The sequence below is a fragment of the Corynebacterium sp. HMSC076C10 genome (genome assembly GCF_001812455.1).
Lineage (GTDB): Bacteria > Actinomycetota > Actinomycetes > Mycobacteriales > Mycobacteriaceae > Corynebacterium > Corynebacterium jeikeium_D.
In genome coordinates, this window is sequence record NZ_KV809125.1 from 37,468 (window position 1) to 61,986 (window position 24,519).

The 24,519-nt window shown below is 58.8% G+C and carries 22 protein-coding genes; 5 read left to right on the plus strand and 17 right to left on the minus strand.

Annotation, left to right across the window (positions count from 1 at the left end):
* Both rsgA and HMPREF2857_RS06010 read left to right on the plus strand, forming a co-directional pair.
* Complete coding sequence (gene rsgA, locus HMPREF2857_RS06005) at positions 1-1,047, plus strand: ribosome small subunit-dependent GTPase A (RefSeq protein WP_070643131.1); 1,047 nt, start codon at positions 1-3, stop codon at positions 1,045-1,047.
* Positions 1,034-2,419 (plus strand): chloride channel protein, encoded by a 1,386-nt coding sequence (locus HMPREF2857_RS06010; protein ID WP_070643133.1) that lies wholly within the window; start codon positions 1,034-1,036, stop codon positions 2,417-2,419. The genes rsgA and HMPREF2857_RS06010 overlap by 14 nt, the downstream gene beginning before the upstream one ends.
* On the opposite strand, the gene HMPREF2857_RS06015 is transcribed toward HMPREF2857_RS06010, so the two are convergent.
* The 4 genes from HMPREF2857_RS06015 to HMPREF2857_RS06030 form a co-directional block, all read right to left on the minus strand.
* Entirely contained in the window at positions 2,416-3,756 is a 1,341-nt protein-coding gene (locus HMPREF2857_RS06015) for a fatty acid desaturase family protein (protein ID WP_049193306.1), read from the minus strand. The genes HMPREF2857_RS06010 and HMPREF2857_RS06015 overlap by 4 nt on opposite strands.
* A gap of 69 nt (positions 3,757-3,825) precedes the next feature.
* Entirely contained in the window at positions 3,826-4,890 is a 1,065-nt protein-coding gene (locus tag HMPREF2857_RS06020) for a flavin reductase family protein (RefSeq protein ID WP_070643134.1), read from the minus strand.
* Between the two features lie 329 nt (positions 4,891-5,219).
* Entirely contained in the window at positions 5,220-5,711 is a 492-nt protein-coding gene (locus tag HMPREF2857_RS06025; RefSeq protein WP_049172814.1) for a DUF6912 family protein, read from the minus strand.
* On the minus strand, positions 5,711-6,121 hold the full coding sequence (locus tag HMPREF2857_RS06030) for an HAD-IA family hydrolase (protein WP_038627918.1): 411 nt from the start codon (positions 6,119-6,121) through the stop codon (positions 5,711-5,713). The genes HMPREF2857_RS06025 and HMPREF2857_RS06030 overlap by 1 nt, the downstream gene beginning before the upstream one ends.
* Positions 6,122-6,409: 288 nt before the next feature.
* On the opposite strand from HMPREF2857_RS06030, the gene HMPREF2857_RS06035 reads away from it, so the two are divergent.
* Complete coding sequence (locus HMPREF2857_RS06035) at positions 6,410-7,033, plus strand: hypothetical protein (protein WP_070643136.1); 624 nt, start codon at positions 6,410-6,412, stop codon at positions 7,031-7,033.
* A 3-nt stretch (positions 7,034-7,036) separates the two neighbouring features.
* Here the strand turns inward: HMPREF2857_RS06035 and secA are convergent, their stop codons facing one another.
* The 9 genes from secA to HMPREF2857_RS06080 form a co-directional block, all read right to left on the minus strand.
* Positions 7,037-9,739, minus strand: coding sequence for a preprotein translocase subunit SecA (gene secA, locus HMPREF2857_RS06040; protein WP_070643137.1), 2,703 nt, complete (start codon positions 9,737-9,739; stop codon positions 7,037-7,039).
* A 161-nt stretch (positions 9,740-9,900) separates the two neighbouring features.
* Positions 9,901-10,560: a ribosome hibernation-promoting factor, HPF/YfiA family gene (hpf, locus tag HMPREF2857_RS06045; RefSeq protein ID WP_016422210.1), complete on the minus strand. Its 660-nt coding sequence runs from the start codon at positions 10,558-10,560 to the stop codon at positions 9,901-9,903.
* A gap of 161 nt (positions 10,561-10,721) precedes the next feature.
* Positions 10,722-10,979 carry a hypothetical protein gene (locus HMPREF2857_RS10895; protein ID WP_141737802.1) on the minus strand — a complete coding sequence of 86 codons (258 nt, stop codon included), beginning with the start codon at positions 10,977-10,979 and terminating at the stop codon, positions 10,722-10,724.
* 493 nt (positions 10,980-11,472) lie between these two features.
* Positions 11,473-13,314, minus strand: a complete 1,842-nt coding sequence (locus HMPREF2857_RS06055) for an LpqB family beta-propeller domain-containing protein (RefSeq protein WP_070643139.1) — start codon at positions 13,312-13,314, stop codon at positions 11,473-11,475.
* A complete protein-coding gene (mtrB, locus tag HMPREF2857_RS06060; protein WP_049172804.1) occupies positions 13,315-14,988 on the minus strand; it encodes an MtrAB system histidine kinase MtrB in 1,674 nt (557 codons plus the stop codon). It abuts the gene before it with no gap.
* A gap of 78 nt (positions 14,989-15,066) precedes the next feature.
* Positions 15,067-15,741 carry an MtrAB system response regulator MtrA gene (mtrA, locus tag HMPREF2857_RS06065; protein WP_070643141.1) on the minus strand — a complete coding sequence of 225 codons (675 nt, stop codon included), beginning with the start codon at positions 15,739-15,741 and terminating at the stop codon, positions 15,067-15,069.
* 54 nt (positions 15,742-15,795) lie between these two features.
* Positions 15,796-16,425 (minus strand): dTMP kinase, encoded by a 630-nt coding sequence (locus HMPREF2857_RS06070; protein ID WP_070643147.1) that lies wholly within the window; start codon positions 16,423-16,425, stop codon positions 15,796-15,798.
* A gap of 45 nt (positions 16,426-16,470) precedes the next feature.
* Positions 16,471-17,925, minus strand: coding sequence for an adenosylhomocysteinase (gene ahcY, locus HMPREF2857_RS06075; protein ID WP_016422204.1), 1,455 nt, complete (start codon positions 17,923-17,925; stop codon positions 16,471-16,473).
* A gap of 67 nt (positions 17,926-17,992) precedes the next feature.
* Complete coding sequence (locus HMPREF2857_RS06080) at positions 17,993-18,367, minus strand: DUF4259 domain-containing protein (protein ID WP_070643142.1); 375 nt, start codon at positions 18,365-18,367, stop codon at positions 17,993-17,995.
* Positions 18,368-18,716: 349 nt separating this feature from the next.
* Between HMPREF2857_RS06080 and HMPREF2857_RS06085 the strand changes: the two genes are divergently transcribed.
* Positions 18,717-19,469: a hypothetical protein gene (locus HMPREF2857_RS06085; protein ID WP_016422202.1), complete on the plus strand. Its 753-nt coding sequence runs from the start codon at positions 18,717-18,719 to the stop codon at positions 19,467-19,469.
* A 2-nt stretch (positions 19,470-19,471) separates the two neighbouring features.
* Here HMPREF2857_RS06085 and manA read toward each other — a convergent pair whose 3' ends face one another.
* From manA to HMPREF2857_RS06105, 4 genes are all read right to left on the minus strand, one after another.
* Complete coding sequence (gene manA, locus HMPREF2857_RS06090) at positions 19,472-20,674, minus strand: mannose-6-phosphate isomerase, class I (protein ID WP_070603450.1); 1,203 nt, start codon at positions 20,672-20,674, stop codon at positions 19,472-19,474.
* A gap of 86 nt (positions 20,675-20,760) precedes the next feature.
* Positions 20,761-21,777, minus strand: a complete 1,017-nt coding sequence (locus HMPREF2857_RS06095) for a hypothetical protein (protein WP_070643144.1) — start codon at positions 21,775-21,777, stop codon at positions 20,761-20,763.
* A gap of 38 nt (positions 21,778-21,815) precedes the next feature.
* Positions 21,816-23,195: a phosphomannomutase/phosphoglucomutase gene (locus tag HMPREF2857_RS06100; RefSeq protein ID WP_080985611.1), complete on the minus strand. Its 1,380-nt coding sequence runs from the start codon at positions 23,193-23,195 to the stop codon at positions 21,816-21,818.
* Positions 23,196-23,310: 115 nt separating this feature from the next.
* Complete coding sequence (locus tag HMPREF2857_RS06105) at positions 23,311-23,718, minus strand: DUF3499 domain-containing protein (RefSeq protein ID WP_005509890.1); 408 nt, start codon at positions 23,716-23,718, stop codon at positions 23,311-23,313.
* A 172-nt stretch (positions 23,719-23,890) separates the two neighbouring features.
* Here HMPREF2857_RS06105 and HMPREF2857_RS06110 point away from each other — a divergent pair, with 172 nt between their 5' ends.
* Positions 23,891-24,373, plus strand: coding sequence for a metallopeptidase family protein (locus HMPREF2857_RS06110; RefSeq protein WP_016422197.1), 483 nt, complete (start codon positions 23,891-23,893; stop codon positions 24,371-24,373).
* Positions 24,374-24,519 lie beyond the last annotated feature (146 nt).

Below are 24,519 nucleotides of genomic sequence, written 5' to 3' on the forward strand. Positions count from 1 at the left end.
GTGGCGGCACGCAGGCGTGGACGGCAATGGGACGAGTCCGATGTACGCATCCGACCCGGTAAAGGGTCGCGGCCACGGACGAAGGATCGCCCCCGCCACGCCGATGCCCACTGGGGCATGGTGGTGACCAAGGATCGTGGTCGTTGGGGTGTAGTCCTCGATAACAACCCTGATGTTGCAGTGACATGCATGCGTGCCCGCGAGCTCGGCCGCACCAATATCGTTGTCGGTGACCGTGTCGGTGTCGTAGGCGATGTCAGCGGCCGTGCGGGCACACTGGCCCGCATCGTCAAGCTGGCAGAGCGCAGCACGGTTTTGCGTCGCACCGCCGATGACAATGACCCGTATGAGCGCATCGTCGTGGCCAATGCCAGCCTGCTGCTCATTGTGTGCGCAGTCGCCGATCCTGAACCTCGCACCGGTTTTGTCGAACGCGCGCTGGTCGCGGCCTACGCCGGCGGTGTCCGCCCCGTGCTCTGTCTGACTAAATCCGATCTGGCCGACCCAAAGGAATTTGCCGGGGAGTTCTCGGCACTCGGAGTGGATGTCGTTGTCTGCGGTATTAATGATGACTTGGCTCCCTTGTCAGAGCTCATCGATGTCCCCGGACGAGTGACAGCTTTGGTTGGGCATTCCGGTGTGGGGAAATCAACCCTTGTCAACCGGATTGTTCCTGAAGCCAACCGTGAGACCGGCGAAGTCAGCGGTGTGGGTAAGGGCCGCCATACCTCCACACAGTCGGTGGCGCTGATGCTGCCGTCGGAAAGCGAAGACAGCGCGACGTCGTGGATCATTGACACCCCGGGCATTCGTTCCTTTGGTCTAGCCCATGTGACACCGGAGACGCTGCTGGCGGCGTTTCCAGATATCCAGGCAGCGACAGATGAATGCCCACGTGGTTGCACCCATTTGGGACCGCCCGCGGATCCAGAGTGTGCCCTCGACAAGCTGGAGGGAGTTCAGCACCGTCGAGCGATGGCCGTGCGTCGCCTGTTGAGCGCCATCAGCGACAACGAGGATTGGGAGCTGGACATTGAAAGAGACTAGCCACACCGATTCTGTGGAGACGCCCGCTGAAGCCTCGGCTGGAGTTGAGGCGGACAAAGCAAGCTCCGGTCTCTACCCCGCTCCCGGCAGTTGGATCCGGCTGTGCATCTACACGCTGATCGTGGGTCTTGCGACGGGGCTCGGAGCTGCCGGGCTCGCGCTGATCATGCACGGCATCGAGTACGCGGTCTACGGGCAGCACGAGGGTGACGTAGCGGTCGTAACCGATGGCACCACTGGACTACAGCGCTTTGTCGGGATTGTGTTGGCGGGGCTGATTGCAGGACCAATGTGGGCAGCTCTGCGCACAAAGGCGAAGCCTATTGAAAGCGTTGAAGCGGGCATGCACGGCCGGCCCATGCCTGTGTGGTCAACTCTTGTCAATGTGTTTTTGCAGATGGCAACCGTAGCCGCAGGCGCATCCATGGGACGCGAGAATGCTCCGCGTGAGCTCGGTGCAATGGTGGCCTCGCAGATGTCGCATCGACTGGGCATCGATCCGCTACACCGCCGTATTCTGGTCGCAGCAGCGGCCGGTGCCGGCCTGGGGGCGATTTATCACATCCCGTTGGCTGGAGCTGTTTTCTCGTTAGAGATTCTGCTGGGCTCACTGAGTATTACCGCGGTGATGGTGGTGCTCGCGTGTTCAGCCATCGCCACGGTGACGTCGGGCATTGTGGTCGGCAGTAGCCCGCTCTACAGCCCAATTAATCTCTCAGACGGCTGGGGCAACCTCGGGGCAGCACTGCTCATCGGTGTTATCTGCGGTGCCATCGGCTACGCATTTCGCATTCTCAGCTCGCGGATGTCGGACAAAGCACCGACTGGCTGGCACTCTGCCTGGGCCATCCCCCTCGCATTTACGCTGGTTGGTGTGATTTCACTGTGGGTTCCAGAAGTCTTGGGCAATGGCCGTATCGCTGCGACCACAGTTCTCATGGACCGCCCGCTGCTGGGTTTTGCAGTCATCCTGCTGATTGCGAAAGCTATCGCGGTTCTCGTTACTTTCCGTTCTGGTGCCGTCGGTGGTCTCTTGACTCCCGGCTTTGCCCTTGGCGCGCTCAGCGGTTTCATCGTCGGCTGCTTCATACAGCCATTGATGCCCTCAGTTCCGCTGAGCGACTTTGCGATTCTCGGCGCGGCGGCCTTCCTGTCGGCATCCATGGCAGCCCCACTTTTCGCACTAATCGTGACCGTGGAGTTCACCGGCCAGAATTCCTCGGCTTACTTAGCGCTCTTCCTCGCTGGTGCAACTGCGACGCTGACCGTGACCATGATTCGCGCCTGGCTACGGCTCCCCCACAAGCAATCAATGCCTTGGAACCGCGAACCGGCAGTCGCGGCTGCGGTTCGCAAGCGGGCCGAGGGCTAACCGCGCGCAGCCGTGTGCGTCGAGCGACCTGTGTAGGCCCGGACAATTTCCCGGACGCCTGGGCGAAGACGGCGGAGCATTCGCAGACCCGTCGCTAAGCCCTTGCGTTGCGGGGAACTGGACTGGAGCTCCGCTTCAACCTGCGGATATTTCTTGAACGCCGCCTCCGAACGTACCTCTGGGGCGTTGTCCGGGTCAGCGACTAAGAAGCGATCCGGCAGCGACAACTTCAGCAGCGTGCGCTGGACCTGGAAGAACTGCTTCGGGAACGACCCCGTGTTGTATGGCAGGTCGTATTCCCGGCAGATCTGCTGAACCTGCTTCGAAATCTGCGCAAGCCTGTTGGATGGCATGTCCGGGAACAGGTGGTGCTCAATCTGGTAATTCAGATTTCCCGAGAGCACCGACAACGCCAGCCCACCGTGGAAGTTCGCCGAGCCCAGCATTTGGCGCAAATACCACTCACTCTTGTCCTCGGTGTTGTACTGCTCCTTGGTGAAAGTCTCGGCATCATCCGGAAAGTGTCCGCAGAAGATGACCGCGTAGGCCCAAAGATTACGAGCGAGGTTGGCCATCATGTTCGCAAAGGCCACCTCACGGTAACGCGGACCCGCCATCGCCGGGAAGAGAACGTAGTCCTTGAGCACCTGGCGCCCCGACTTGTTGAGCACCTCCATGAGCTGCGGTCGGGCCTCATCCCAGGATTTCTTACCTGCGAACACGCGCCCGAGCTCGACGTCGTAGAAGGCCACTGCCCATTGGAAAAGGCTGGCCAACACCACGTTTGTCACCGGCTGCAGCAGCGTCGAAGGCTTCCAACGGCGGTCGCGAGTCACCCGGAGAATGCCGTATCCCACATCGTTGTCCATACCGAGCACGTTCGTGTACTTGTGGTGGACAAAGTTGTGGGAGTGCTTCCACCCGCTGGATGGGCAGGAATTGTCCCACTCCCAGGTGGCCGAGTGAATCTCAGGGTCATTCATCCAGTCCCACTGACCGTGCATGGTGTTGTGGCCGATTTCGAGGTTTTCCAAAATCTTTGCCAGCCCCAGCGCTGAGGCACCCGCCCATTTGAAACCCCAGTGCGCGGTGTTCTTCCACGACTTCGGCAGCATCCCCAATTTGTTCAGGGCCATGCCGGCTGTCGGTACCATCAGCAGACCTCGACCAGTCACCTCAAGGGTGCGCTGAATGCGGATGAGCGTGCGGATGTAGCGAGCATCCTTCTGCCCCAGCGAATCGCGGTGTTGCTTTTCGATTTCCGCAAACCGACGCCCAATCTCTGCGACGTCTTCTTCGCTCAAGTGCGCATACGATGCGATATCAGAAATTGCCATGGGAAGGGTCCCAACTCCTTTAGGTAGTTTCTCCTGGTTAATACAGGTTGAGATAGATGTGGGGCGAACTTACAGTTCGATACGCGCGTGCCCCGCCGGCGCACAGACGCACGTTCGGACCCGCTCCCCCGCCACAAACGTCGCACCGGTGCGGATGTCCCGCGCTGCGCCGTCGGAGAGCTGCTGCACGCACGTCGCACAAATTCCCATCCGACAGCCGTACGGCAGGTCAACCCCGACGCTCTCGGCCGCCTCCAGGATGGTGGTTGCACCGTCTACGTCGATATCGCCTCGGCTGCCGAAACTCACCGTGCCGCCGACCTCCCCCGCCGCCGAGCGGTCAACGGTGAAACGTTCCGTCCGCAGCCCGGGAAACTCCGGCTCAAGGTTTTTCAGCAGTTCAACCGGACCACAGGCATAGGCGCTTGCCGACGATGCCAGCGCTCCAAAGTCAGCAATGATGCTGGTAACCGCCGCAGCGTCAATCCGCGGCTGCGTCTCCGTATTCCGGGCATGCAGGCGATACTTCAACGCGCTAGTGGCGCTGTGCTGTTCCAGCTCGCGAAGTTCGTTGACAAACACAGCTTCTTTCTCGCCGCGGTAGGAGTGAATATGCTCGACTTCCACCGAGGCATTGCGAGCTGAAAGATCACGCAGCATCGAAATCACCGGAGTGACGCCGGAGCCTGCGGTAACAAACGCAATGCGGGCTGGGAGCGGCTCCGGAAGATGGAAATCCCCAGCCGGGGCAGCCAGGCGGACGACAGTACCCGGCTTGACATTGGCGACGAGGTGTTGGGACACGTAGCCGTCGTTGAGCGCACGGATGTTGATAGTCAGCAGCCCGTCATGAGGCCGCGGCGCATTTGTCAGCGAGTAGGAACGCCACAGGTATTTCCCCTTGACCTCTACGCCAAGTCCGATGAACTGGCCTGGCTTGAAGTCTGTTGGCATCCCCCAACCCGGACGGATTATCAACTCTGCTGAAGTAGGAGATGTGGGATTGATGGCCTCAATCTGACCGCGCAGCTCGCGACTTGACCACAGCGGATTTAGCAAATGCGTGTAGTCATCGGGCAAAAGTGGCGTGGATAAATGCTTGAATACCCGGGAAACTTTGGTCTTAAGCCCCATTTTTGGCCCTCCTGACTGTCACGGACGAACACGCAATAACGCTGTTCATCAGCAGGCATGCCCCACCCGATTCATCATTACGTGTCCGTAGGTTACTTAGACGTAGACTACGGAGCGGTAAGTTATTGGTCAAGAGAAACAAATGATTTTGACACAAATAGCGAAATTGTCATTACCCCCACCCTCGTGCGAAACACCCCCTTTGACATGGAGCTTATCTACACAAAACAATCCCGCCTTTTATACCCCCGCTGAAAACACTTGTGCCATACAAAAAAGGGGCTGGGTTCCTAAACCCAGTCCCCTTCATCAACGCCAAGCACACGCTACTACAGGAAGTCGACCACCATGCCGAGCTCAGCTACGTCGTACCACGCCAGCGGGATCTCCAGCGCATCGCCGACAGTGAGCTCCGCATCCTCGTCACCGAGATCTGCCTTATCGACGGCATCAATCGCAGCCTCAACCTTGCTTTCCGCCTCTTCCACATCAATGTGGAGCGCTGCAACGTCGGCAAGCGAAATTGGGCCGCCGACCTTAACCACAGCATCTCCCATATCCGACTGCGGCTCCGCCTCCACATCAACGGAAATGACCACTCGACGGTGCGGGAACTTCTCTTCTGCGGCATCGAGCAGACGGAGCGACGCACGCGCCGCCTCATCAAAGGCTACGTCTGCCAGTTCCTCATCATCGCCCTCAGTAAAGAAATCGCGCAGCGCTTCAGTGACAGCAAAGCCCCAACCACCGCGGGCGTGGAAGAGCTCATCCTCCTTCAGCGCCTCAAGCATGGAGAAAGTCGCTGGGATATAGACGCGCATTAGAACTCGCCCTCGAGACCCAGTAGACCGGCAATCTCGACCACTGCGCGGTCGAACTGCTGATAGAAGACTCCCACCATGCCGTTAGAGACGGCCGCATGGATGTTCTCAATCGAATCATCTACCAGCACGCAGTCCCGTGCCGGCAGTTCAATAGCCGCAGCGGCTGCATTAAAAGCCTCTGCCGAAGGCTTCTCATGGCCAATTTCACCAGAGAGCACAACTGCGTCTACCAGGCCCTCATCTTCGAGCTTGCGAATCGGATCCGCCGATGGGCCACCTGGGTCATTCGACAGGACTGCCAGGCCAACACCATTTGCACGCGCCTCTACCAGCAAATTACGCCAACGTGCCTGGTCTTCATCCGTGCCGTCAAGGACACCACAGTAATCGATAATCATTCCGCGCATGGCCTGTAGTTTATCGCATGACCTGCACGTTTGCCTTTTTTCCAGTTCAGCGTGTTAATTGGCTGTTCGTTACGCCCATTTGTAGACGACCAGAACGGCCTTGACGGAAACCGATAGGACCATTAACAGCGAAACACTCAGCCCATTTCGCAACTGCATCCTCTCCCCAATCCCCCCCACGCCGGCCGTGAATTCCCCTTCACAAGCTGCACACTTAAAGCACTTGTAGGACAATGGTCTTCAGCAAGGGGGAACTTGCCAATGGAGCGTTTTTAGGGGGATTAATCCATGGCACCAACGTCTCACGTACCAAAATCTCAGACACCGATGCCTTACGCGCTGTCGCACGCCGCTGAGCACCGCTCCAGTGGCAGGGAATCCATTGAACCGGCAACGGGCTTTTCGCTTCTCCACACAATTCAACTTGGCCAGTCAGCTAATGCCGCCGCCTCTCAAACCGCAAAAGTGGCACCGACCTATAGCGGATGCTCCGCTGCCACCGGGACCGCTGTCATGACGGCATTACCGCCCGCCGTGGCCACTCCTGCTGCGAAAAAGACGCCGCAAACACCGCACGTTGTCCAGCACTGTGAGCAGAATCTGAGACAGGAGCTTGGCACGATTACTCGCCGCGTCTTCGACATCATCGCGGGTCGCAGGCGAGTCAACGATTTGCGTCGCATCAATATCGACCCGATTATTCACGCTGCGATACTCACCCTGTCGAAGAACACCAGCCTCAAGGGTGTCGCGTTGCAATCCTTCCACGCCAGCGCTTCCGCGGACGGCAAAAAGGTCGAGTTCCTGGGTAGTTGCCGTGTCGGTCCGAAGGTTCGCGCGTTCACTGGCACGTTCCGCCGCGGAACAGCAAAAACGCGGCCATGGACCATGACCGCGTTTCGTGTGCTTTAGTGCTTAGCGACGGCGCTTGCGAGCCGCCTTCCGACGCTGTGCTCGGTTGCCCTCAGACTCTTGATCCACGCGCTGCTGCTCTGCACTGCCGTCCTCGCTGGGACCGGAGTAGGTCATCTGCTGATTTTGCTCAGCAGCTTCCGTCGGCAGAGCTGGAGCCTGGTTTTCCTGTCCCTCAGTGTTTTCCACTGCGGGCATAACCTGCTTACGGATTAGGAACAGCTGACGAACCGATTCTTCCTTGATGCCGTCCATCATCGCGGTGAACATGTCGTAGCCCTCACGCTGGTACTCCACCAGCGGGTCAGCCTGGGCCATGGCGCGCAAGCCAATGCCCTCCTTGAGGTAGTCCATCTCGTAGAGGTGCTCGCGCCACTTCTGGTCCATGACGTTCAGGATGGTGAAGCGCTCGATATTGCGCATCTGGTCGTCGCCGCCAATTGCGGAGACCGCATCCTCAAGCTGGTCGTAGCTGGCCGAGATGTCCGCGTGCAGAGCCTTGGACAGCTCATCGGCCGAGAGGTCACCCGGAGTACCGAAGTCAGAGCCATCAATGAGCTCTTGCGCGGTAAACGTCGGGCTATAGAGCTGCTCAAGGGCATTCCACAGCTCGTCGAGGTCCCAATCCTCCACGTAACCGTCAGCGGTGGCACCGTTGACATACGCATCGACTACGTCATCCTGCATGTCACGGACCTGAGTCTTCAAATCCTCACCTTCGAGGATGCGACGGCGCTCAGCGTAGATGACCTTACGCTGCTGGTTCATAACCTCGTCATACTTCAGAACATTCTTACGGATTTCGAAGTTCTGGCTTTCCACCTGAGCCTGGACGCTCTTAATGGAGTTGGAGACAACCTTGGAGTCGATAGGAACGTCATCCGGAACATTCAGAGTGTTCATCAGCGCTTCCATGCGCTGACCGTTGAAGCGAACCATGAGATCATCGCGCATGGACAGGTAGAAGCGGGTAACACCCGGGTCACCCTGACGACCGGTACGACCACGCAACTGGTTGTCAATGCGGCGCGACTCATGGCGCTCAGTGCCCAGGACGTAGAGGCCACCGGCCTCACGTACCTTGTCAGCTTCTTCCTTCGACTGCTGACGAACACGCTCAATCTCAGCGTCCCACGCCTCTTCGTACTCTTCCGGAGTTTCCACCGGGTCCAAACCACGAGAGCGCAGATTCAGGTCGGCGATGATGTCCGGGTTACCGCCCAGCACAATGTCAGTACCACGACCGGCCATGTTAGTTGCCACGGTAACGCCTCCGAGACGACCCGCCACTGCGACAATCTCAGCTTCCTTCTCGTGGTGCTTAGCGTTCAGCACAGAGTGAGGAACACCTTCGCGCTGCAGGAGCTTGGAAAGGTACTCGGATTTCTCAACTGACGTCGTACCGACAAGAACTGGCTGGCCCTTTTCATGGCATTCGCGGATGTCCTCGACAACAGCGGCGAACTTTGCCTCCTGCGTCTTGTAAATCAGGTCGGGCAAATCCTCACGCTGCTTCGGGCGATTCGGCGGGATCGCCATGACGTTCAGCTTGTAAATCTGGTGTAGCTCAGCCGCTTCGGTCTCAGCCGTACCGGTCATACCGGACAGCTTGTCGTAGAGGCGGAAGTAGTTCTGGAGCGTAACGGTTGCCAGCGTCTGGTTCTCGTTTTTAATCTCCACCCCTTCCTTGGCCTCAATTGCCTGGTGCATGCCCTCGTTATAGCGACGGCCTGCCAGCACGCGACCGGTGAACTCATCAACGATGAGAATCTCACCATTACGGATAATGTAATCCTTGTCGCGGGTGAACAGCTCCTTGGCCTTCAGGGCATTGTTCAGGTAACTGACCAGCGAAGAGTTTTCCGGAGCATACAGGTTGGCAATACCCAGCTGATCCTCAACGAATTCAACACCCTCTTCACGAATACCGATGGTGCGCTTACGCTCATCGACTTCGTAGTGAATATCGCGCTTCATACGCGGCACGATCTTGGAAAACGCCAGGTACCAGTGCGGATCGCCATCTGCCGGACCGGAAATAATTAACGGGGTACGGGCCTCGTCAATCAGAATCGAGTCAACCTCATCGACGATGGCGAAGTGGTGCCCACGCTGCACCAAATCGTCGAGCGAATGCGCCATGTTATCGCGCAGGTAGTCAAAGCCGAACTCGTTGTTCGTACCGTAGGTGATGTCGGCAGCATAGGCCTTGCGGCGCTGGTCCGGACTGAGCTCAGAGAGAATCACGGAAGTCTCAAGCCCCAGGAAGCGGTGGACTCGACCCATCCACTCCGCGTCACGCTTAGCCAGGTAGTCATTAACCGTAACGACATGAACACCCTTGCCTGCCAACGCATTGAGGTATGCGGGCAGCACACAGGTCAGGGTCTTACCTTCACCAGTACCCATCTCGGCAACGTTGCCGAAGTGCAGTGCCGCACCGCCCATAACCTGGACGCGGTAGTGCTTCTGCCCCAGCACGCGCCAGGATGCCTCGCGCGCCGTGGCGAAAGCATCCAGCAGCAAATCGTCTACATCGGCACCGTCAGCCAGCTGCTTCTTAAACTCCTCGGTCTTGGCACGGAGTTCATCGTCTGAAAGAGCTGCGTACTCGTCTTCCTTGGCGATGACCTGATCTGCAATATTGCCAAGCCTCTTGACAGCGCGGCCTTCACCAATGCGGAGCAACTTGCTGAGCGAAAACACTAAATTGGGACCTTTCCGGCCGATTCACGTCGAACTTTAATGTGCAACGGTTGATTATACGACGAACCCGCCTTCCCTTCTAAGAGAAGACGGGCTCATGTGAGCAATTACTTACCAATACACAGCTCTGCGCGGTATTGCGTGCTCTTTTTGGTGAAGACTTACTTCTCGTCTTCGTCTGCCAGCTCAATCAGACCGTAGTCGTATGCGTGACGACGGTAGACCACGGACGGACGAGAGGTTGCCTCGTTAACGAAGAGGTAGAAGTCGTGACCGACGAGCTCCATCTCAGACAAAGCATCTTCCACCGTCATCGGAGTTGCGGAGTGCTGCTTGGTACGCACAACCTGACCCGGGGTCACGTCCTCAACCAGATCCTCGTACGGATCAGCCTTTTCCGGAGCCGCTGCCTCAGCCTCTGCAACCAGCGAAGCAGTTGCCTCGCCGACGGACATCGGTGCACGGTGGCCAGAACGGCTAATCTTGCGGCGAGCCTTCACCTTACGCAGGGAGCGCTCCATCTTGCCCAGAGCAGACTCCAGTGCAGCGTAGAAGCTATCTTCCTTGGCTTCCGCACGAGCCAGGTGACCCTTGCCAGTAGCGGTGATCTGAATACGGTCAGAGCGGTCTGCACGGCGCGGATTCGGCTCGTGCTGGAGCTCCACGTGGAAGAAGGTCAAAGTCGGGTCGAGGCGCTCAATCTTCGCCAGCTTCGCCTTAACACGATCTGCGAAGTGCTCTGGAACCTCAACATTGCGCCCGGTGATGGTCACCTGAGCGTTCGGGCTGAGTACCTCGTTGTTGTCAGCAGGTGTGGACACTTGCTACCTACCTCCCGGTATGGCCACCGCCCTTCCGTGAGCGGGATTACTCACGGCGTCTACGGTGACGAGTCTTTCTGCACCCCCAGGATACAGTTCCGGGGGTAACCAATGCCACGTTCCCCTCGTTTATTTTTCGCTTGCCGACGACACCCCTGCGTCTACGCCCGGGCGAGCACCAACACCATGTCGATGCGAATCCCCAATGACGCTGCCACCAACTCGGTTTCCGCTGCAGTGGCACCAGTAGTGGCCACATCATCAACCAGAATTACTGTCGCCTGCGCACAGCGTTGTCGCAGCTTGTCGCTAATTCCGCGCTTGAATTGCGTCAGCGGCACAATGTGGCCAGAAAGATTTCGTCTGCGTTGAGAAGCCCCCAGCTCCGCAGAATCCCGCGTGCGCCCGCCAATGCGCACCAGGGGCAATACCGAACTGGAGGGGAGCTGACTGCAAGCAAAGTCGCAGGCAATTGTTACCGGGTCCCCACCCCGTTGTCGACGGGATGACGATCTTGTCGGCGCGGGAATCAAAATGACGGGGGTAATTTCCGGGGGCATTATATGGCCATCAGAGGCTAGCCTTCGTACCGCAGCGGCGAACACGGCCCCCATGATTCGTCTGGCTTCACCACTGCCCCGTTCTTTGGCCGACAAAATGAGATGTCTCCTCGCACCCGAGTACGGACCGCAGGTCCACGCTGCTGCGCGTAACGCAGCCCGCGGTGAAAACCGCACTGGAGGTTGCTGAAGATCGTCCTTGCAATCGCGACACAGCGTCCCGGAGCAGCCGCACACCGGACAGGTTTCCGGTATCACGAGGCCGATTGCATCGCGGGTAACGTCGTAAAGCACGCGCAGAAATTCCTGCGATGACCTCCCCTGCGCCATTAATCCCCTCCCCGATTTGCGCTTATTCCACAGACACCGGAGCCATTCGACCACGCGCACCCGGAACCTGGCGCCAGAACTGCTGCTGCCCCTCGCTGGAGATCAGCTCCATAACACCGGTGGCATCTAATGCGTAACGCTTCGACGAGGTCGCGGTAACCACAGGAATTGGCGGTGTCAGGTTGAGCTTCGGCAGAACAGAGCTGGTCGCACCGTCCGGGAAGGCGCTCCACATCGGGGTGTCCCCGCTGTAACCGCCCACCGTGACCGTTTGATTCGGCGACCACGTCAGCGACACCGGGGAAACGTTTTCAGGGAGCGGCAGAGCACGCGGGTGCGTCAACTTCCACGGTTTATCGTCATGCCTTTCGATGGTGGCGATATAGACTTCACCAGCGATAATCATCGCTACCTGCGTGCCTGAAGAATCGACGCGGAATTCAGAAATACCGGCGCTCGGGCGCCCCGTGCCTGCGCCGCCGTCAAGAAGGTGATTGAGCTCAGAGGTATCAACCTCCTCCTGCTGAATCCGAGATGACGTCGACTGCCGAACCAGGCGTACGACGGTTGTACCGTCCTTCACTGTCCAGACCGCCTCGGCGTCTGGAGACCATGTCGGACGGGTGAGACTCTCGCCAGTCAGCACAGGAACCGGCTGATCTTGTATTCCGCCGAGCATCAATGTGGACTCCCCGAGGTCATACGAACCGGCACGACCGTCCACGGCCGAGCGGAACACGGCGGCAATAAGCTCGCTGCCATTGGGGTTGGTGCCCACTGCCGCGGAAAACACCGCAGTGCTGCCGCTGGCGGTCCAGCCGCGTCCCACAGGTGTGGCGTGGCCGTCAGCGATCTCGTAGATACCGCTGCGGTCGACCGTCCGCAACGGTGCGTTATCAGCCGGTAGATGATTCGGGTCGTAGAGCTGGATTGTGTCGGTGTCCTTCGTCCACGGCTCGTCGTGGCTGGCAACTAGTGGTTCGCCGTCGGCCATGAGGATCCACGGACCACGGAAATCTGCCGAATCGAGAGTCCAGATAATCTGCGCCGCGAGCATGACACGCAGTTCCTCGGAAATATCACCCAACCCGGTGATTTCGACCCTGCGGCCGTCCGCGTTGGACACAGGTCCTGCCTCCACCGCAATTGAGGCATTGGGCTTGAGCACGGTGGTGACGCCCGGTCGCAGTGGTGCTGATGGGCCGTTCTTCAGCTTCGTCAACAGATTGGTCGCGCCATCGGTGACGCCACGATAGAGCCAACGGCGATCTGTGACCAAATGATTACCCGCCGGGTCGAGGAAATAGACATTGCGAGGCACATTGTTTTCCAGGAATGCCTGACGCTCCATGACAACACCGTCGGGCAGCGAGGAAATGCGCCACTGCCCATCCGAACCGAGCTTCATCTCCACGGTTTCCTCATAGTCACCGGACTGGGGCTCATAAGCACCATCAGTACCGAATTGACCAACGCTGCGACCTCGGGCAACGAAGGACTGTCGCGATCCTCCTTCATCCCGCTGGGCGATGAGGTTGACACCGTCGAGAATGCGGGCGCTATCCTGCGGCTTCCAACTGGCCGCTAGTTCCGGGGTCATGAAGGCACGCATAGCTTGAAAATCATCAACCGGATGCGCGGCCGCGGCGAAAAAGTCGCGCAGGACAATGTCTGCATTGACATTCGGACGAGGCTGCGGAACTTCAATACGAACTTGGGGCGGCTCAAACGGACGCAGCACCTGGGGGCTGGTGTTCCGCGGAATGGTGGTACATCCTGCGGCCGTGCCCAAAATGATCACCGAGCTAAGCGCCACTGTCTTACGCAGGACGCGACGAGCCTTTGACTGTTGCTGCGCCGTCATTTAACTATCCTCCTCTCGTGCCTGTTGGGATTCGCTATCGCTAGTCCTCTGCCCCTTACCCTGATCCTGGCTCTTGACTTGCGATGCATTCGATTCCGATTCCAACTCCCGTGCACCAATTTCCTGCTGGTGCGGAATCTGATCAGGCAGCGGGGGAACTTCCAGTCCGAGCGGATGCTCACCGAAGCTCGCATCGGGCTCCAGCGGCACAGTCAGACGGAAACAGCTACCGACCGTCGGCACGCCAAATGCCTCCAGTTCCCCACCGTGCAATTGTGCGTCCTCGCGCGCGATTGCCAGGCCAAGTCCGGTACCGCCGGTGCGTCGGACGCGCGAGGGGTCAGCACGCCAGAAACGGTTAAACACCAGTTCCTGCTGCTCCGGCTTTAGCCCCACACCGTGGTCAACTACCGTAAACGAAACCGCGGAATCGCTCGCCCGCACTGTGACATCCACCGGATTGCCCTCACTGTGATCAACAGCGTTGGCCATAAGATTGCGTAGCACGCGCTCAATACGACGCGAGTCGACTGTTGCCATTACCGGTTCATCGGGCAGGTGGAAGCGGATGGGCGTACCGGTCTCCTTGGCCACGACCGTTACCTGCTGATAGGCAGCATCCACGCAGCGACGAACATCGACCTTTTCTGCGGACAGGTCAGCAACGCCGGCATCGTGGCGTGAGATCTCAAGCAGGTCATTGAGAAGCATCTCAAAACGCTCAAGCTCCTCATTCATCAGCTCAGCTGCGCGGCGAGTCGCCGGATCGAGGTCCTCAGCGCCGTCAGCAATAAGATCGGCGGCCATACGCACCGTGGTCAGAGGTGTCCTCAACTCATGCGAAACATCGGAGGTGAACTGTCGCTGCAGACTGCCGTATTCCTCCAGCTGTCTAATCTGCGTCGACAGCGATTCGGCCATCTTGTTAAAGCTCATGGCCAGTCGCGCCATATCATCTTCACCCTGCACGACCATGCGTTCGCGCAAGTGACCGTCGGCAAAGCGCTGGGCAATCTGGGCGGCGGAACGCACTGGTGTCGTCACCTGATTGGAGAAGAACCAAGTAATACCGCCGAGAAGCGCCATGATAATTACTGTCGCACCGGCGAGCAGACCACGAACCAACTTAATAGTCGATTCCTCTGCGGCCATAGAGGTGACCAGATAAAGCTCGAGCCCATCAACCGAAGTAGAAGTGGGACTACCGATAATTAACGCCGAGTACGTATCGCCGCGGTTATCAGTGACTTGGCGTACCTGATACGCAATTTGCCCTTGTCGGACTACTTCATGCAATCGTTCTGGGACATCAGCCTTAATCGGCGATGAAGCCAACACCGTGCCTCGCGGCACCGGCGCCACGAGCAGTGGTTCATAACTTGTCAGTGGTGCAGCACCGGAACCGGCTGCACGGTTCACAAGAGCATCGCGTCCCACGTTGAGCAGAGCTTGCAGCTCGTTGGACGAAGAGTTCTCAATCGCCCGCTCCACCACTGCGCGAGCACGGTCAATTTCCTCGTCGGCAGCGGTAACCTTTGCGTCGATAAGCCGCTGGGTAACAATAGTCGCCAGCGCGAAACCGAGTACCGCAATCACCATCGCGCTCAGTACCACCACAGAGGTCAGAATGCGCGCTTGGATAGACGTGCGCCAGAGCGTAACCGCCCAGGTCACTCCCCTATTGGTGAAGTCTCGAAGCTTCGTTATTAATCGACGCAAGAATCGGCTCCCACTAAAGCTGACTGGCCTTGTTTAGTCACCCGTCTTGTACCCGACACCGCGGACGGTCAGCACAATCTGGGGGTTCTCCGGATCCAGTTCAATCTTCGAGCGCAGACGCTGAACGTGAACGTTGACGAGTCGAGTATCCGAGGTGTGCTGATATCCCCAGACCTTTTCCAACAACTCATCACGGGAAAAGACCTGCTTCGGACGGGATGCAAGAGTGTGCAATAGGTCAAACTCCAACGGGGTCAGAGAAATCTCCTTGCCATCACGGAACACGGCGTGACCGGGCACGTCGATAGTCAAGTCGCCGACCTCGAGAGTCTCACTCGGGTTGTCCTCCTGACGACGCAGCCGAGCGCGCACACGCGCCACGAGTTCCTTCGGCTTAAAGGGCTTCGTGACATAGTCATCCGCACCGGATTCCAGGCCGAGGACCACATCGACCGTGTCGGTCTTCGCAGTCAACATGATGATCGGCACCGCCGATGTCTCTCGCACAGTGCGACAGACATCGACACCACTCATGCCCGGCAACATGAGATCCAGCAGAATCAAATCTGGGTTCTCCCGCTCTGCTGCCTTGACAGCTTCGAGGCCATCGTCGACTACTACTGTGTCGAAGCCCTCGCGCTCCATCACCATCGTGAGCATTTCGGCGATGGCCGGATCATCATCAACAACCAGGATTTTTGAGCTCATGCGTCATATTCTAAACGTAAAGCTATCTAGTTCTGTAGTTTCCCGTTGAGGTGGCTAGCGCAGGCGTGCACTGATCCATTCCACAAGGCGGTCCGCCCCATCGTCCCCCGTAAGCATCAGCCATGGTGACTGCCACGAGCCCTCCGCGAACTTTTGGTACGCCGCTAGTGTGCGCTCCTGCAAACCCGAGTCCTTTTCGTAGGCATCCCTAGTTCGCTGCACATCAGAGGCTTCCCGCTTGCGTGCGCGGTCGGCTGCCACTCCCACCGACGTGGCCAGACAGACCTGAACGTCGGGAAGCGGAAGCTGGAAATCCCCGAATTCGGTCTTCTCAATCCACTCGACGATCGCCGGATTCTGTGTGCGAGCCAGGGAGTAGGCCGCGTTGGACGCGACGTAGCGGTCGATAATCAGAACATCGTTCTCGTGCGCTGCATCAACAATCGCTTGACGACGTTCTTTGCGGTCCAGAGCGAACAGGAGTGCCATTGCCCAAGCGGAGTCCGCGGTGTCGCCGAGCTGACCGTGCAAGGCTTGATCGGCGAAATCAGCGAAGATTGTCTGCCGGTACGCCGGAAAGGTCATCGAAGAAACGGAGTGTCCTTGACTTCGGAGTTGATTGGTAACAGCTGTGACAAGCGTGTTCTTGCCAGCACCGTCGATTCCTTCGACTGCGATAATCAAATTCTTCTCCTCGCACACATGGCTGCGGCCTAGCCTTGGCTAGAACTAGTAGCGGTAGTGCTCTGGCTTATACGGGCCCTCGACGTCAACGCCGATGTATTCGGCCTGTTCCTTGGACAGTCGGGTGAGCTCACCGCCGAGTGCCTCGACGTGAATGCGAGCGACCTTCTCATCCAGAATCTTCGGCAGACGGTGGACAGTGTTGTCGTACTTATCACCGTTGCAGTAGAGCTCAATCTGCGCGATTGTCTGGTCGGCGAAGGAGGTCGACATTACGAAGGACGGGTGTCCGGTGGCATTACCCAGGTTGAGCAGGCGCCCCTCGGAAAGCACAATCAGAGAGCGTTCCTCGCCGTCAGCATGCGGGAAGATGTACTCGGTGACCTGCGGCTTGATCTCCACACGACGGACATCATCGCGGTGGTGCAGGCTATGCATGTCGATCTCGTTGTCGAAGTGGCCGATGTTGCCCAGCAGCGCGTGGTTCTTCATCTGCTGCATGTGCTCGAAAGTGATGACGTCCTTGTTGCCTGTGGCGGTGATGACAATGTCGACATCTGCGATGACGCTCTCAGTAGCGACGACGTCGAAACCGTCCATCAATGCCTGCAATGCGTTAATCGGGTCGGCCTCGGTGACCTGAACGCGAGCGCCCTGACCCGCCAGCGCCTCCGCGCAGCCCTTTCCCACATCGCCGTAACCGCAAACCAGCACATTCTTGCCGCCAACCAGCATGTCGGTACCGCGGTTGATGCCGTCCAGAAGGCTGTGGCGGGTGCCGTACTTGTTATCGAACTTGGACTTGGTGACCGCATCGTTGACGTTCATGGCCGGGAATGGCAGCACGCCCTGCTCTGCGAAGTGGTAGAGGCGGTGGACACCAGTGGTGGTCTCCTCTGTGACACCCTTGACCGACTTTGCAATTCGGTGCCAACGGCCGGCATCCTTCTCCAGGCTGGCGCGAAGCATGTCCTTGAAGGCAATAAACTCGTCCGAATCCGACTCTTCTGCTGGCGGCACCAGGCCAGCATCCTCGAATTCCATGCCCTTAATAACAGCCATGGTGGCGTCGCCGCCGTCGTCCAGAATCATGTTGGCATCTTCATCGCCCCAGTCGAAGATGCGGTCGAGGCACCACCAGTACTCCTCCAGCGTCTCGCCCTTCCAAGCGAAAACCGGAACACCCTGCGGGTCCTCCGGAGTGCCGTCTCGCCCAACGACGACAGCCGCAGCGGCCTCATCCTGGGTAGAGAAGATGTTGCAGGAAGCCCAGCGAACCTCTGCGCCCAGCGCCGTCAAGGTCTCGATGAGCACCGCGGTTTGAACCGTCATGTGAATGGAGCCGGAAATACGGGCACCGGCCAGTGGCTGCTGCTCTGCATACTCTTCGCGCAGGGCCATCAGGCCTGGCATCTCGTGCTCGGCCAGACGAATCTGGTGACGACCGGCCTCAGCCAGGGAGAGGTCTGCAACCTTGAAATCAATGTTCTTCGAGGACATGTAACGCTTTCTCTAGATTCTTTGACGTGAGATTCTTCTTAAAGAATCACTACTGGGGACGCGAGAATTACTCTACCGCTTCGACACAGTTTTCCAGCGCCGCCTGGTCAGACTCACTGAGTTCCCCCAGAAGACTATCGAACACCTCGGAGGCGATAGCCAACGCATCCTCCTCGCTGCCGTGTGCCTCCGAGATTCCCTCCCGGATGAAGCTGTAGTCCTCCACAATGTCACCGCCGCTAAATGGCGCACCATTCCAAATTGCAATAATCGCAGCCGCCGCGAGTGCGCAGGCCTTCTCATCGCTACTTTCGGAATCCACCCCAATGCGGCCAGCATCAATCAATGCACCAACGCGATCCTGTGAGTCGAGATCCTGAACCTCATCGAAGAGTTCAATGACCGAATCGCTTCCAAAAACCTCAGTCTCCCAGATGGACATGATAGGTGGCCACGCTCCTTTCGCGCTTCGAACCAATTGCCAGTTTTCGTCTTCGACGAGCGCTTTCCGAAGAGCGCTTTTCGACGAGCCCACGGTAATCTGGCCGCCGACCTAATAGCTGTCGTCTGCACGCGCCGCTAGCCGGAAAACCGCATGTGGCCTTACCGAAGTTCTACCCGACTTTTCGCCACTTTTACAGTGCGAGAGACTTATTTAATCCCCTCAACACAATTTTCACCCTAGAGAGAAGATAACGGGCATGTTAAGTTAGTTCCCAGACCTCGTAATGTAACTGTTATCTTTTTCGTTACAGGGCGACCTCACGCATGACACGAAAGGAGTACCTACCATGGTGAAGAAGGCTTTTGGAGCTCTTCTGCTCGCAGCCCTTCCCCTGAGCGTTTCGCTCGTTGGCTGCTCCGATAGCAATGCTGCCGAGGGGGCGAACCCGGAAAACGCCGGCTCTCAGTCGAAAATGGAGACCTCTGCTCCGCTGCCTCCAGTTCCTAGTGATGCCGAGCTGCAGCAGAGCACTGAATCGAATTCGGATTCCTCGCTGACTGAGACGACTGGCAGTCTGGTACCTCGTCCGACCACGCCATCGAGCAGCGAGATTGTAGAGGATCCGTACCTGCCACCGCAGGCGTATATCCCGCCGACTTCCACAAGCTCTAGTACGACAACTCCGACGTCGACCACATCAACACCTCCGACGACCACGGAGACCACAGAGCCCACGTCTGACGACGTTTCTTCGCCGACGCCCAGCAAGCCGGTGCCACTGCTACCGGAAGATAACTCGGAAAAGCCGAACGACAGTCTTCCGGAAGGCGACGGTGACGCAGCAGCTGAGCCGAAGCCGCCTTCATCGCAGGCGGAGTCCCAGTCGGGTACGCAAACCACAACTCCGTCCGAGACTCCTCAGAAAACTCCTTCGAACGAGCCGACGTCCCCGAAGGTGCCGACACCGCCGAACAACCAGGCCCCTTCGAAGGAGAAGGACACCACTGGCGGCAATGGGGCTATCAATAGCAAGATTTCCCCAATCCCGGAAAAGCCGAAGGACTCCGGATTCCTGGGAAATCTCTTCGATAACGACTAGGACTAACCCACCCGCGGGACGGTCGCGACAAAGACGGTTGCCCCGCCTTGGCGCGCAGTCAACTCAATATCGACTGCGTCAACAGCCGGAACCCAGGCCGCATGGCCACTGGGAACCTCAACCACGGAGTCGTCGTGACGCAACGCCACCGTGCCCGCGGTAGACAACACAACCGTGGCGGATTTTTCGTCGAGCAGAACATGTTCGCCCGGCTCCAGGTCCCGCGAACGAAGGCGGAACTCGCGCACCGGCGCGTCATAGTCATTCCAGCCATCATCGGTCAGCCGCGACTGCAGCACCGGATCTGGCAGCGGGCGGAAAGAGAGCACGCGTAGTAGCTCCACGACATCGACATGCTTAGAGGTCAGGCCTCCGCGCAACACGTTGTCGGAGTTGGCCATGATTTCCACGCCCATGCCATTGAGGTAAGCGTGCAACTGTCCCGCACCAAGGTAGATGGCTTCGCCCGGCTGTAAGCGAAGGCGATTAAGCAGCATCGACCCCAGAACTCCCGGGTCCCCCGGATACTTTCGAGCCAGTTCGCAGGTAGTCTCGGCTACTCGCGAGAACTCCTCGTCCTCGCCACTGTAATCCGCGCACTTAGCAGCCACGGCTTCGACCAGCTCATCGAGGACATCCTGGGGCAACGTCAACCACGTTGTAAACAATGCCCGCAGAGCGCTCTCGTCATCGGCGGCATCGAGCAGTCCCATGTAGTGGTCGAGCTCCGGTACCGCCAGCGCTGCGAGCAGCTCCTTCGTGCGCTCCACCGGGCGGAATCCGGCCAACGCGTCGAAGGTAGTCAGGGCGACAATGAGTTCTGGCTTGTGGTTATTGTCCCGGTAATTGCGGAAATGTGCAGTGGCCGGAATGCCCTCCGCATTTTCGCGTGCAAATCCCTCCTGAGCTTCTGCCAAGGTGGGGTGTGCCTGCAGCGACAGCGGCTCATCGGCTGCGAGCAGTTTCAACAGGAACGGCAGCCTGCCGTTGTCGGTGTCAATTGCGCATCCGAGCGCAGCCGCCGGATCCTGCGCAATGAGCTCATCCAACGGCGTGCCGGCCACTGTGGCCGATGCCAGTGCATGCGCACCAAACCACAGTTCCGCCCAGGGCTTCGATGTGGGAGCGTCCGCACCGGTGATTCTCGCCAAATGTGTACGAGACCCCCAGGGGTACGACTGCAGCACGGGGTCCAACAGCTCCATGCCCGTATCACTCCTCTAATAGTCACTACTGGCGCAAGCACGCCAATCTCACCGAAGACCCAAAAGCCTTCGGTGACACCCGGCGATTACGCAGAAAACGCCGCAATCGCACCAACTCTGGCTGCAGTAACACATACTTCAACCAGTGGATGATGAGTCTCCGCATCGAGCGCAGGGCACTCCACGCGAGCCCATCCAGCTTCGCCGTAGTGGTCCCGGTAGTGGCTCACATTGTTCGGCGCAGCTAAAACAATCGCCCCCAACGGTAGCACTGTCGCCCCTTCATCCCCACCATCAATGAACGGGTCATAGAAAATATCCCGGCTTGCCTGGGGTTCTGCAGCGAGCAATGCGCCCACGCTAAGAGACAATTCGCTTATCGACGACGCTGCCGAGACCACGCCTGCCTCGAGCATCTGTAACGATGCCAGCTCCGCTACCGGCGCCAGCGCCGAGGTCGTCGACACTGCAAGCATTCTGCGGCCTGCCAACCACTGTGCTACCTGCCGCGCGGGGTTAACTGTTTCATCTCGCTGCGGAGCACAAGCGGCAATATCGGCGTCCACCGCATCGGCGACTTCCTCGACTATCCCAGCCGGAGCCAGAGCGGTGGCGCCACATTCGGTGAGCGCGCTGGCGATGGCACCGACATAGGCGGTAAAGGACGCCGACTCCGCCATCGCCGGGCGCGGAACCACAACCGTATCGGGGCTACCTGCGGCACGCAATGGCCCTTCACCGGGATCCACCACGACCGTGGCTGCTCCTCGCCTATCAGCTTCAGCCAGAGCTGCACCCAGTGGACTGCCGGGGTTGTCGTCACAGACGATGACCAAATCGAGGGCGCCGACATAACTGGGCAACTGATGCGCAATTACGACCGGGCAGCGGATGTCGTCGGCAAGCGCGCGCACGGATTCGGCGGCGAGCTGCGCCCGACGATTTCCCACGAGGATGACCGCGCTGCGCGGCAGTGGAAGTTGAGCAAACGCTCCCCCGCGAGTCGCGGAGGCAGCAGCTCTGAGACCTGCGCCGGCAGTGGCCATACGGTAGAACAGGGCCTCTTGGCGCGGGTTATGGGAGGAGTCGAATGACGAGGTCATACTCCCAAGCATGCCTGAAAACGGGCGTGTGGGGTTGATTAACCGCGGATGATGCCGAGAACTTCGTCGACAAGAGCGTCGACCTCAGCACGCGTCGGCGCCTCGACGTTCAGACGCAACAGCGGCTCCGTATTGGAGGCCCGGACGTTGAACCACGCCTTGGAGTCCGCCAGCTCAATGGTCAGGCCATCCATCCAGTCCGAGGACTCGGTGCGATCGGCAAACGCAGTCTCGATTTCCTTCTGCTTTGCCTGCTGCTCCTCTGCGCTGCCCAGGCGGGAATTAATCTCACCGGAGGCCTCGTAGCGGTTGTACTCGGCCATGAATTCGCTCAGTGGCTTGTCCTGCTCTGCCAGTGCGGCCAGGACGTGCATGGCGGCGAGCATGCCGGAGTCAGCGTTGAAGAATTCCTTGAAGTAGTAGTGTGCCGAATGCTCGCCACCAAAAACAGCACTGTGCTCGGCCATTTGCGCCTTAATAAAGGAGTGCCCAACACGGGTACGAACCGGGGTTCCGCCGTTTTCCACAATCATCTCCGGCACGACGTGTGAGGTGATCAGGTTATGGATGATAGCCGCGCCCGGGTTCTGCTCCAGGTAGCGGGTGGCCACCAACGCACAGATGGCCGATGGGCTGACCGGGTTGCCCTTCTCGTCGACGACGAAGCAGCGGTCAGCGTCGCCATCGAAGGCAATACCGATGTCTGCGCCCTGCTCCACCGTGAACTTCTGCAGGTCAACGAGGTTGGCGGGCTCCAATGGGTTGGCCTCGTGATTCGGGAAGTTGCCGTCGAGCTCAAAGTAGAGGTCAGCAACATCCATGTCTTCTCCGAGCACTGCCGGGACTGTCAGTCCTCCCATACCGTTACCGGCATCGACTGCGATCTTCAGGCGACGGCCAGAGCGGATGTCGACCAGCCCATGGAGGAACGCCGCGTAATCCTGCAGAACATCCTCGTGATCAATTTCGCCCGGAGTGCCGGTGTACTCCGGGATTCCGTCGACAAGCAGATCCTTAATCTGAGCAAGCCCTGTCTCCTGCCCGATCGGGCGGGCCAGCGAACGGCACATCTTGATGCCGTTGTATTCAGCCGGGTTGTGGCTGGCAGTGAACATCGCGCCCGGGCATTCCTTTACTCCGGAGGCGAAATACAGCTCGTCCGTAGAGGTCAGGCCGAGCAGGGTGACGTTGAGCCCCTGTGCAGCCGCGCCATCGGCGAAACTAGCCGCCAACTCCGGTGAGGACTCACGCATATCGTGGCCAACTACGGCACGTGTTGCGCCCTCTGAACGCATGATGTGTCCGAAGGCGGCGCCGATGGCTCCGACAAGGTCCGCGTCGATGCCCTCACCGACAACACCGCGCACGTCATAGGCCTTGATGACGGCATCCAAATCGGAACGATTGTAAGTGCCCACGAAAAACCTCTCTGGGTAAGTATCAGTTTTGTGAAAATGATACTAGCCACAGAGAGGCTCTCACAAAGAAATGCCGCGGCAAGATGGCATGAGCTGGGGCACGGCGCCCGGCCCGTTAGTCGTCCGAATCCTCCGGATCGCGAACTACATGCAGGTGACCGCGCGCGGATTTCCGCGTCGACGGGTGACGACTGGAATCAATCTTGTAGGTCTGAGGACGGTTGTCGACCTCATCCCGCAGCACCAGGCCAGTCGCGTTGCGGCCAGCCTCACGGACGGCTTCGGCCAGTGCGGTCAAATCATCATCGTCCTGGGCGGGCGTCGGCACGTCGTAACGCACGAGCTCCCACCCCAGCGGTGCGGTGATGGAACGCGCGTGCTTCTCACAGAGATCCCAGCTATGCGGTTCGGACGCGGCGGCGAGCGGACCCACCACAGCCGTCGACTCCGCGTAGGCATACGTCAACGTAGCTACGGCAGGTTTGCCACAGCCGGGCCGGCAACAACGTCTAAAAACACTCACGGCATCAAAGTCTAGACCCTAACTTTAAGTTTCGATAGTTTTTCTCCCACTCGGGCGTTTTTCGCTTTCCGACGCTCCCCCGGGGCACCCCAGCCTTACCCAGTAAACCTGCGACATGGCCGGAAGCTGGCCTCACCCACGTTGACGATCCGACCGATTAAGCTCAACAAATATGAATTCATCGGCTTATACTCCGCGCTCTTTGCGACGCTCACTGCGACGCGGTCGCGGACCTCGGGGTCCTCTGTTGCCGCCGGAGGTACCCCGCTGGAAGAGCCGTTCAGAAGCTTTTGACCAGGCGGTTATTGACGCCTACGCCCCATTGGATCAGCGCTGGTCCCGGCAACTGTCACACCTGGACATCGCCATCGACACGATTCCTCGCATGCAGTTGCGCCCGGACATGTATTTCCCGGAAGAGATTGTCGCTGACGGACCTGTACCGCTGGGACGGCTTATCCCCGCTGGCATTGACCGCGTAGGCAACCCCACCCGCCCCTGCGTAGTAGTGTTCCGCCGCCCCATTGAGCGCCGTGTCTCGGGCCGAGTGGAACTGGACCAGATGCTGCAATATGTACTGACCCGCCTGGTAGCGGTATATCTGGGCATTGACCCGGTTGAGGTGGACCCTAGTTTCAACGAGAACTTCCTGTAGAAAGCTTTCTCCTAAGGAGCTCCCTAGAAACCGGGTATATAGACAAAAAGTGTCTGTGATTCTCAAGATAGTAACTGGTCAGGCCCCATAAATTACCGGCTGCACGCGTGAATACGGGCTGCAAATGTGAAACTGTGCAAGTTTAT

Bases quoted from the DNA above. Each gene is read 5' to 3' on its own strand.
- HMPREF2857_RS06015 (WP_049193306.1), bottom strand. From the start codon at position 3,756: ATGGCAATTTCTGATATCGCATCGTATGCGCACTTGAGCGAAGAAGAC.
- HMPREF2857_RS06020 (WP_070643134.1), bottom strand. From the start codon at position 4,890: ATGGGGCTTAAGACCAAAGTTTCCCGGGTATTCAAGCATTTATCCACG.
- HMPREF2857_RS06025 (WP_049172814.1), bottom strand. From the start codon at position 5,711: ATGCGCGTCTATATCCCAGCGACTTTCTCCATGCTTGAGGCGCTGAAG.
- HMPREF2857_RS06030 (WP_038627918.1), bottom strand. From the start codon at position 6,121: ATGCGCGGAATGATTATCGATTACTGTGGTGTCCTTGACGGCACGGAT.
- HMPREF2857_RS06035 (WP_070643136.1), top strand. From the start codon at position 6,410: ATGGCACCAACGTCTCACGTACCAAAATCTCAGACACCGATGCCTTAC.
- HMPREF2857_RS06055 (WP_070643139.1), bottom strand. From the start codon at position 13,314: ATGACGGCGCAGCAACAGTCAAAGGCTCGTCGCGTCCTGCGTAAGACA.
- mtrA (WP_070643141.1), bottom strand. From the start codon at position 15,741: ATGAGCTCAAAAATCCTGGTTGTTGATGATGATCCGGCCATCGCCGAA.
- ahcY (WP_016422204.1), bottom strand. From the start codon at position 17,925: ATGTCCTCGAAGAACATTGATTTCAAGGTTGCAGACCTCTCCCTGGCT.
- HMPREF2857_RS06080 (WP_070643142.1), bottom strand. From the start codon at position 18,367: ATGTCCATCTGGGAGACTGAGGTTTTTGGAAGCGATTCGGTCATTGAA.
- HMPREF2857_RS06085 (WP_016422202.1), top strand. From the start codon at position 18,717: ATGGTGAAGAAGGCTTTTGGAGCTCTTCTGCTCGCAGCCCTTCCCCTG.
- manA (WP_070603450.1), bottom strand. From the start codon at position 20,674: ATGGAGCTGTTGGACCCCGTGCTGCAGTCGTACCCCTGGGGGTCTCGT.
- HMPREF2857_RS06095 (WP_070643144.1), bottom strand. From the start codon at position 21,777: ATGACCTCGTCATTCGACTCCTCCCATAACCCGCGCCAAGAGGCCCTG.
- HMPREF2857_RS06110 (WP_016422197.1), top strand. From the start codon at position 23,891: ATGAATTCATCGGCTTATACTCCGCGCTCTTTGCGACGCTCACTGCGA.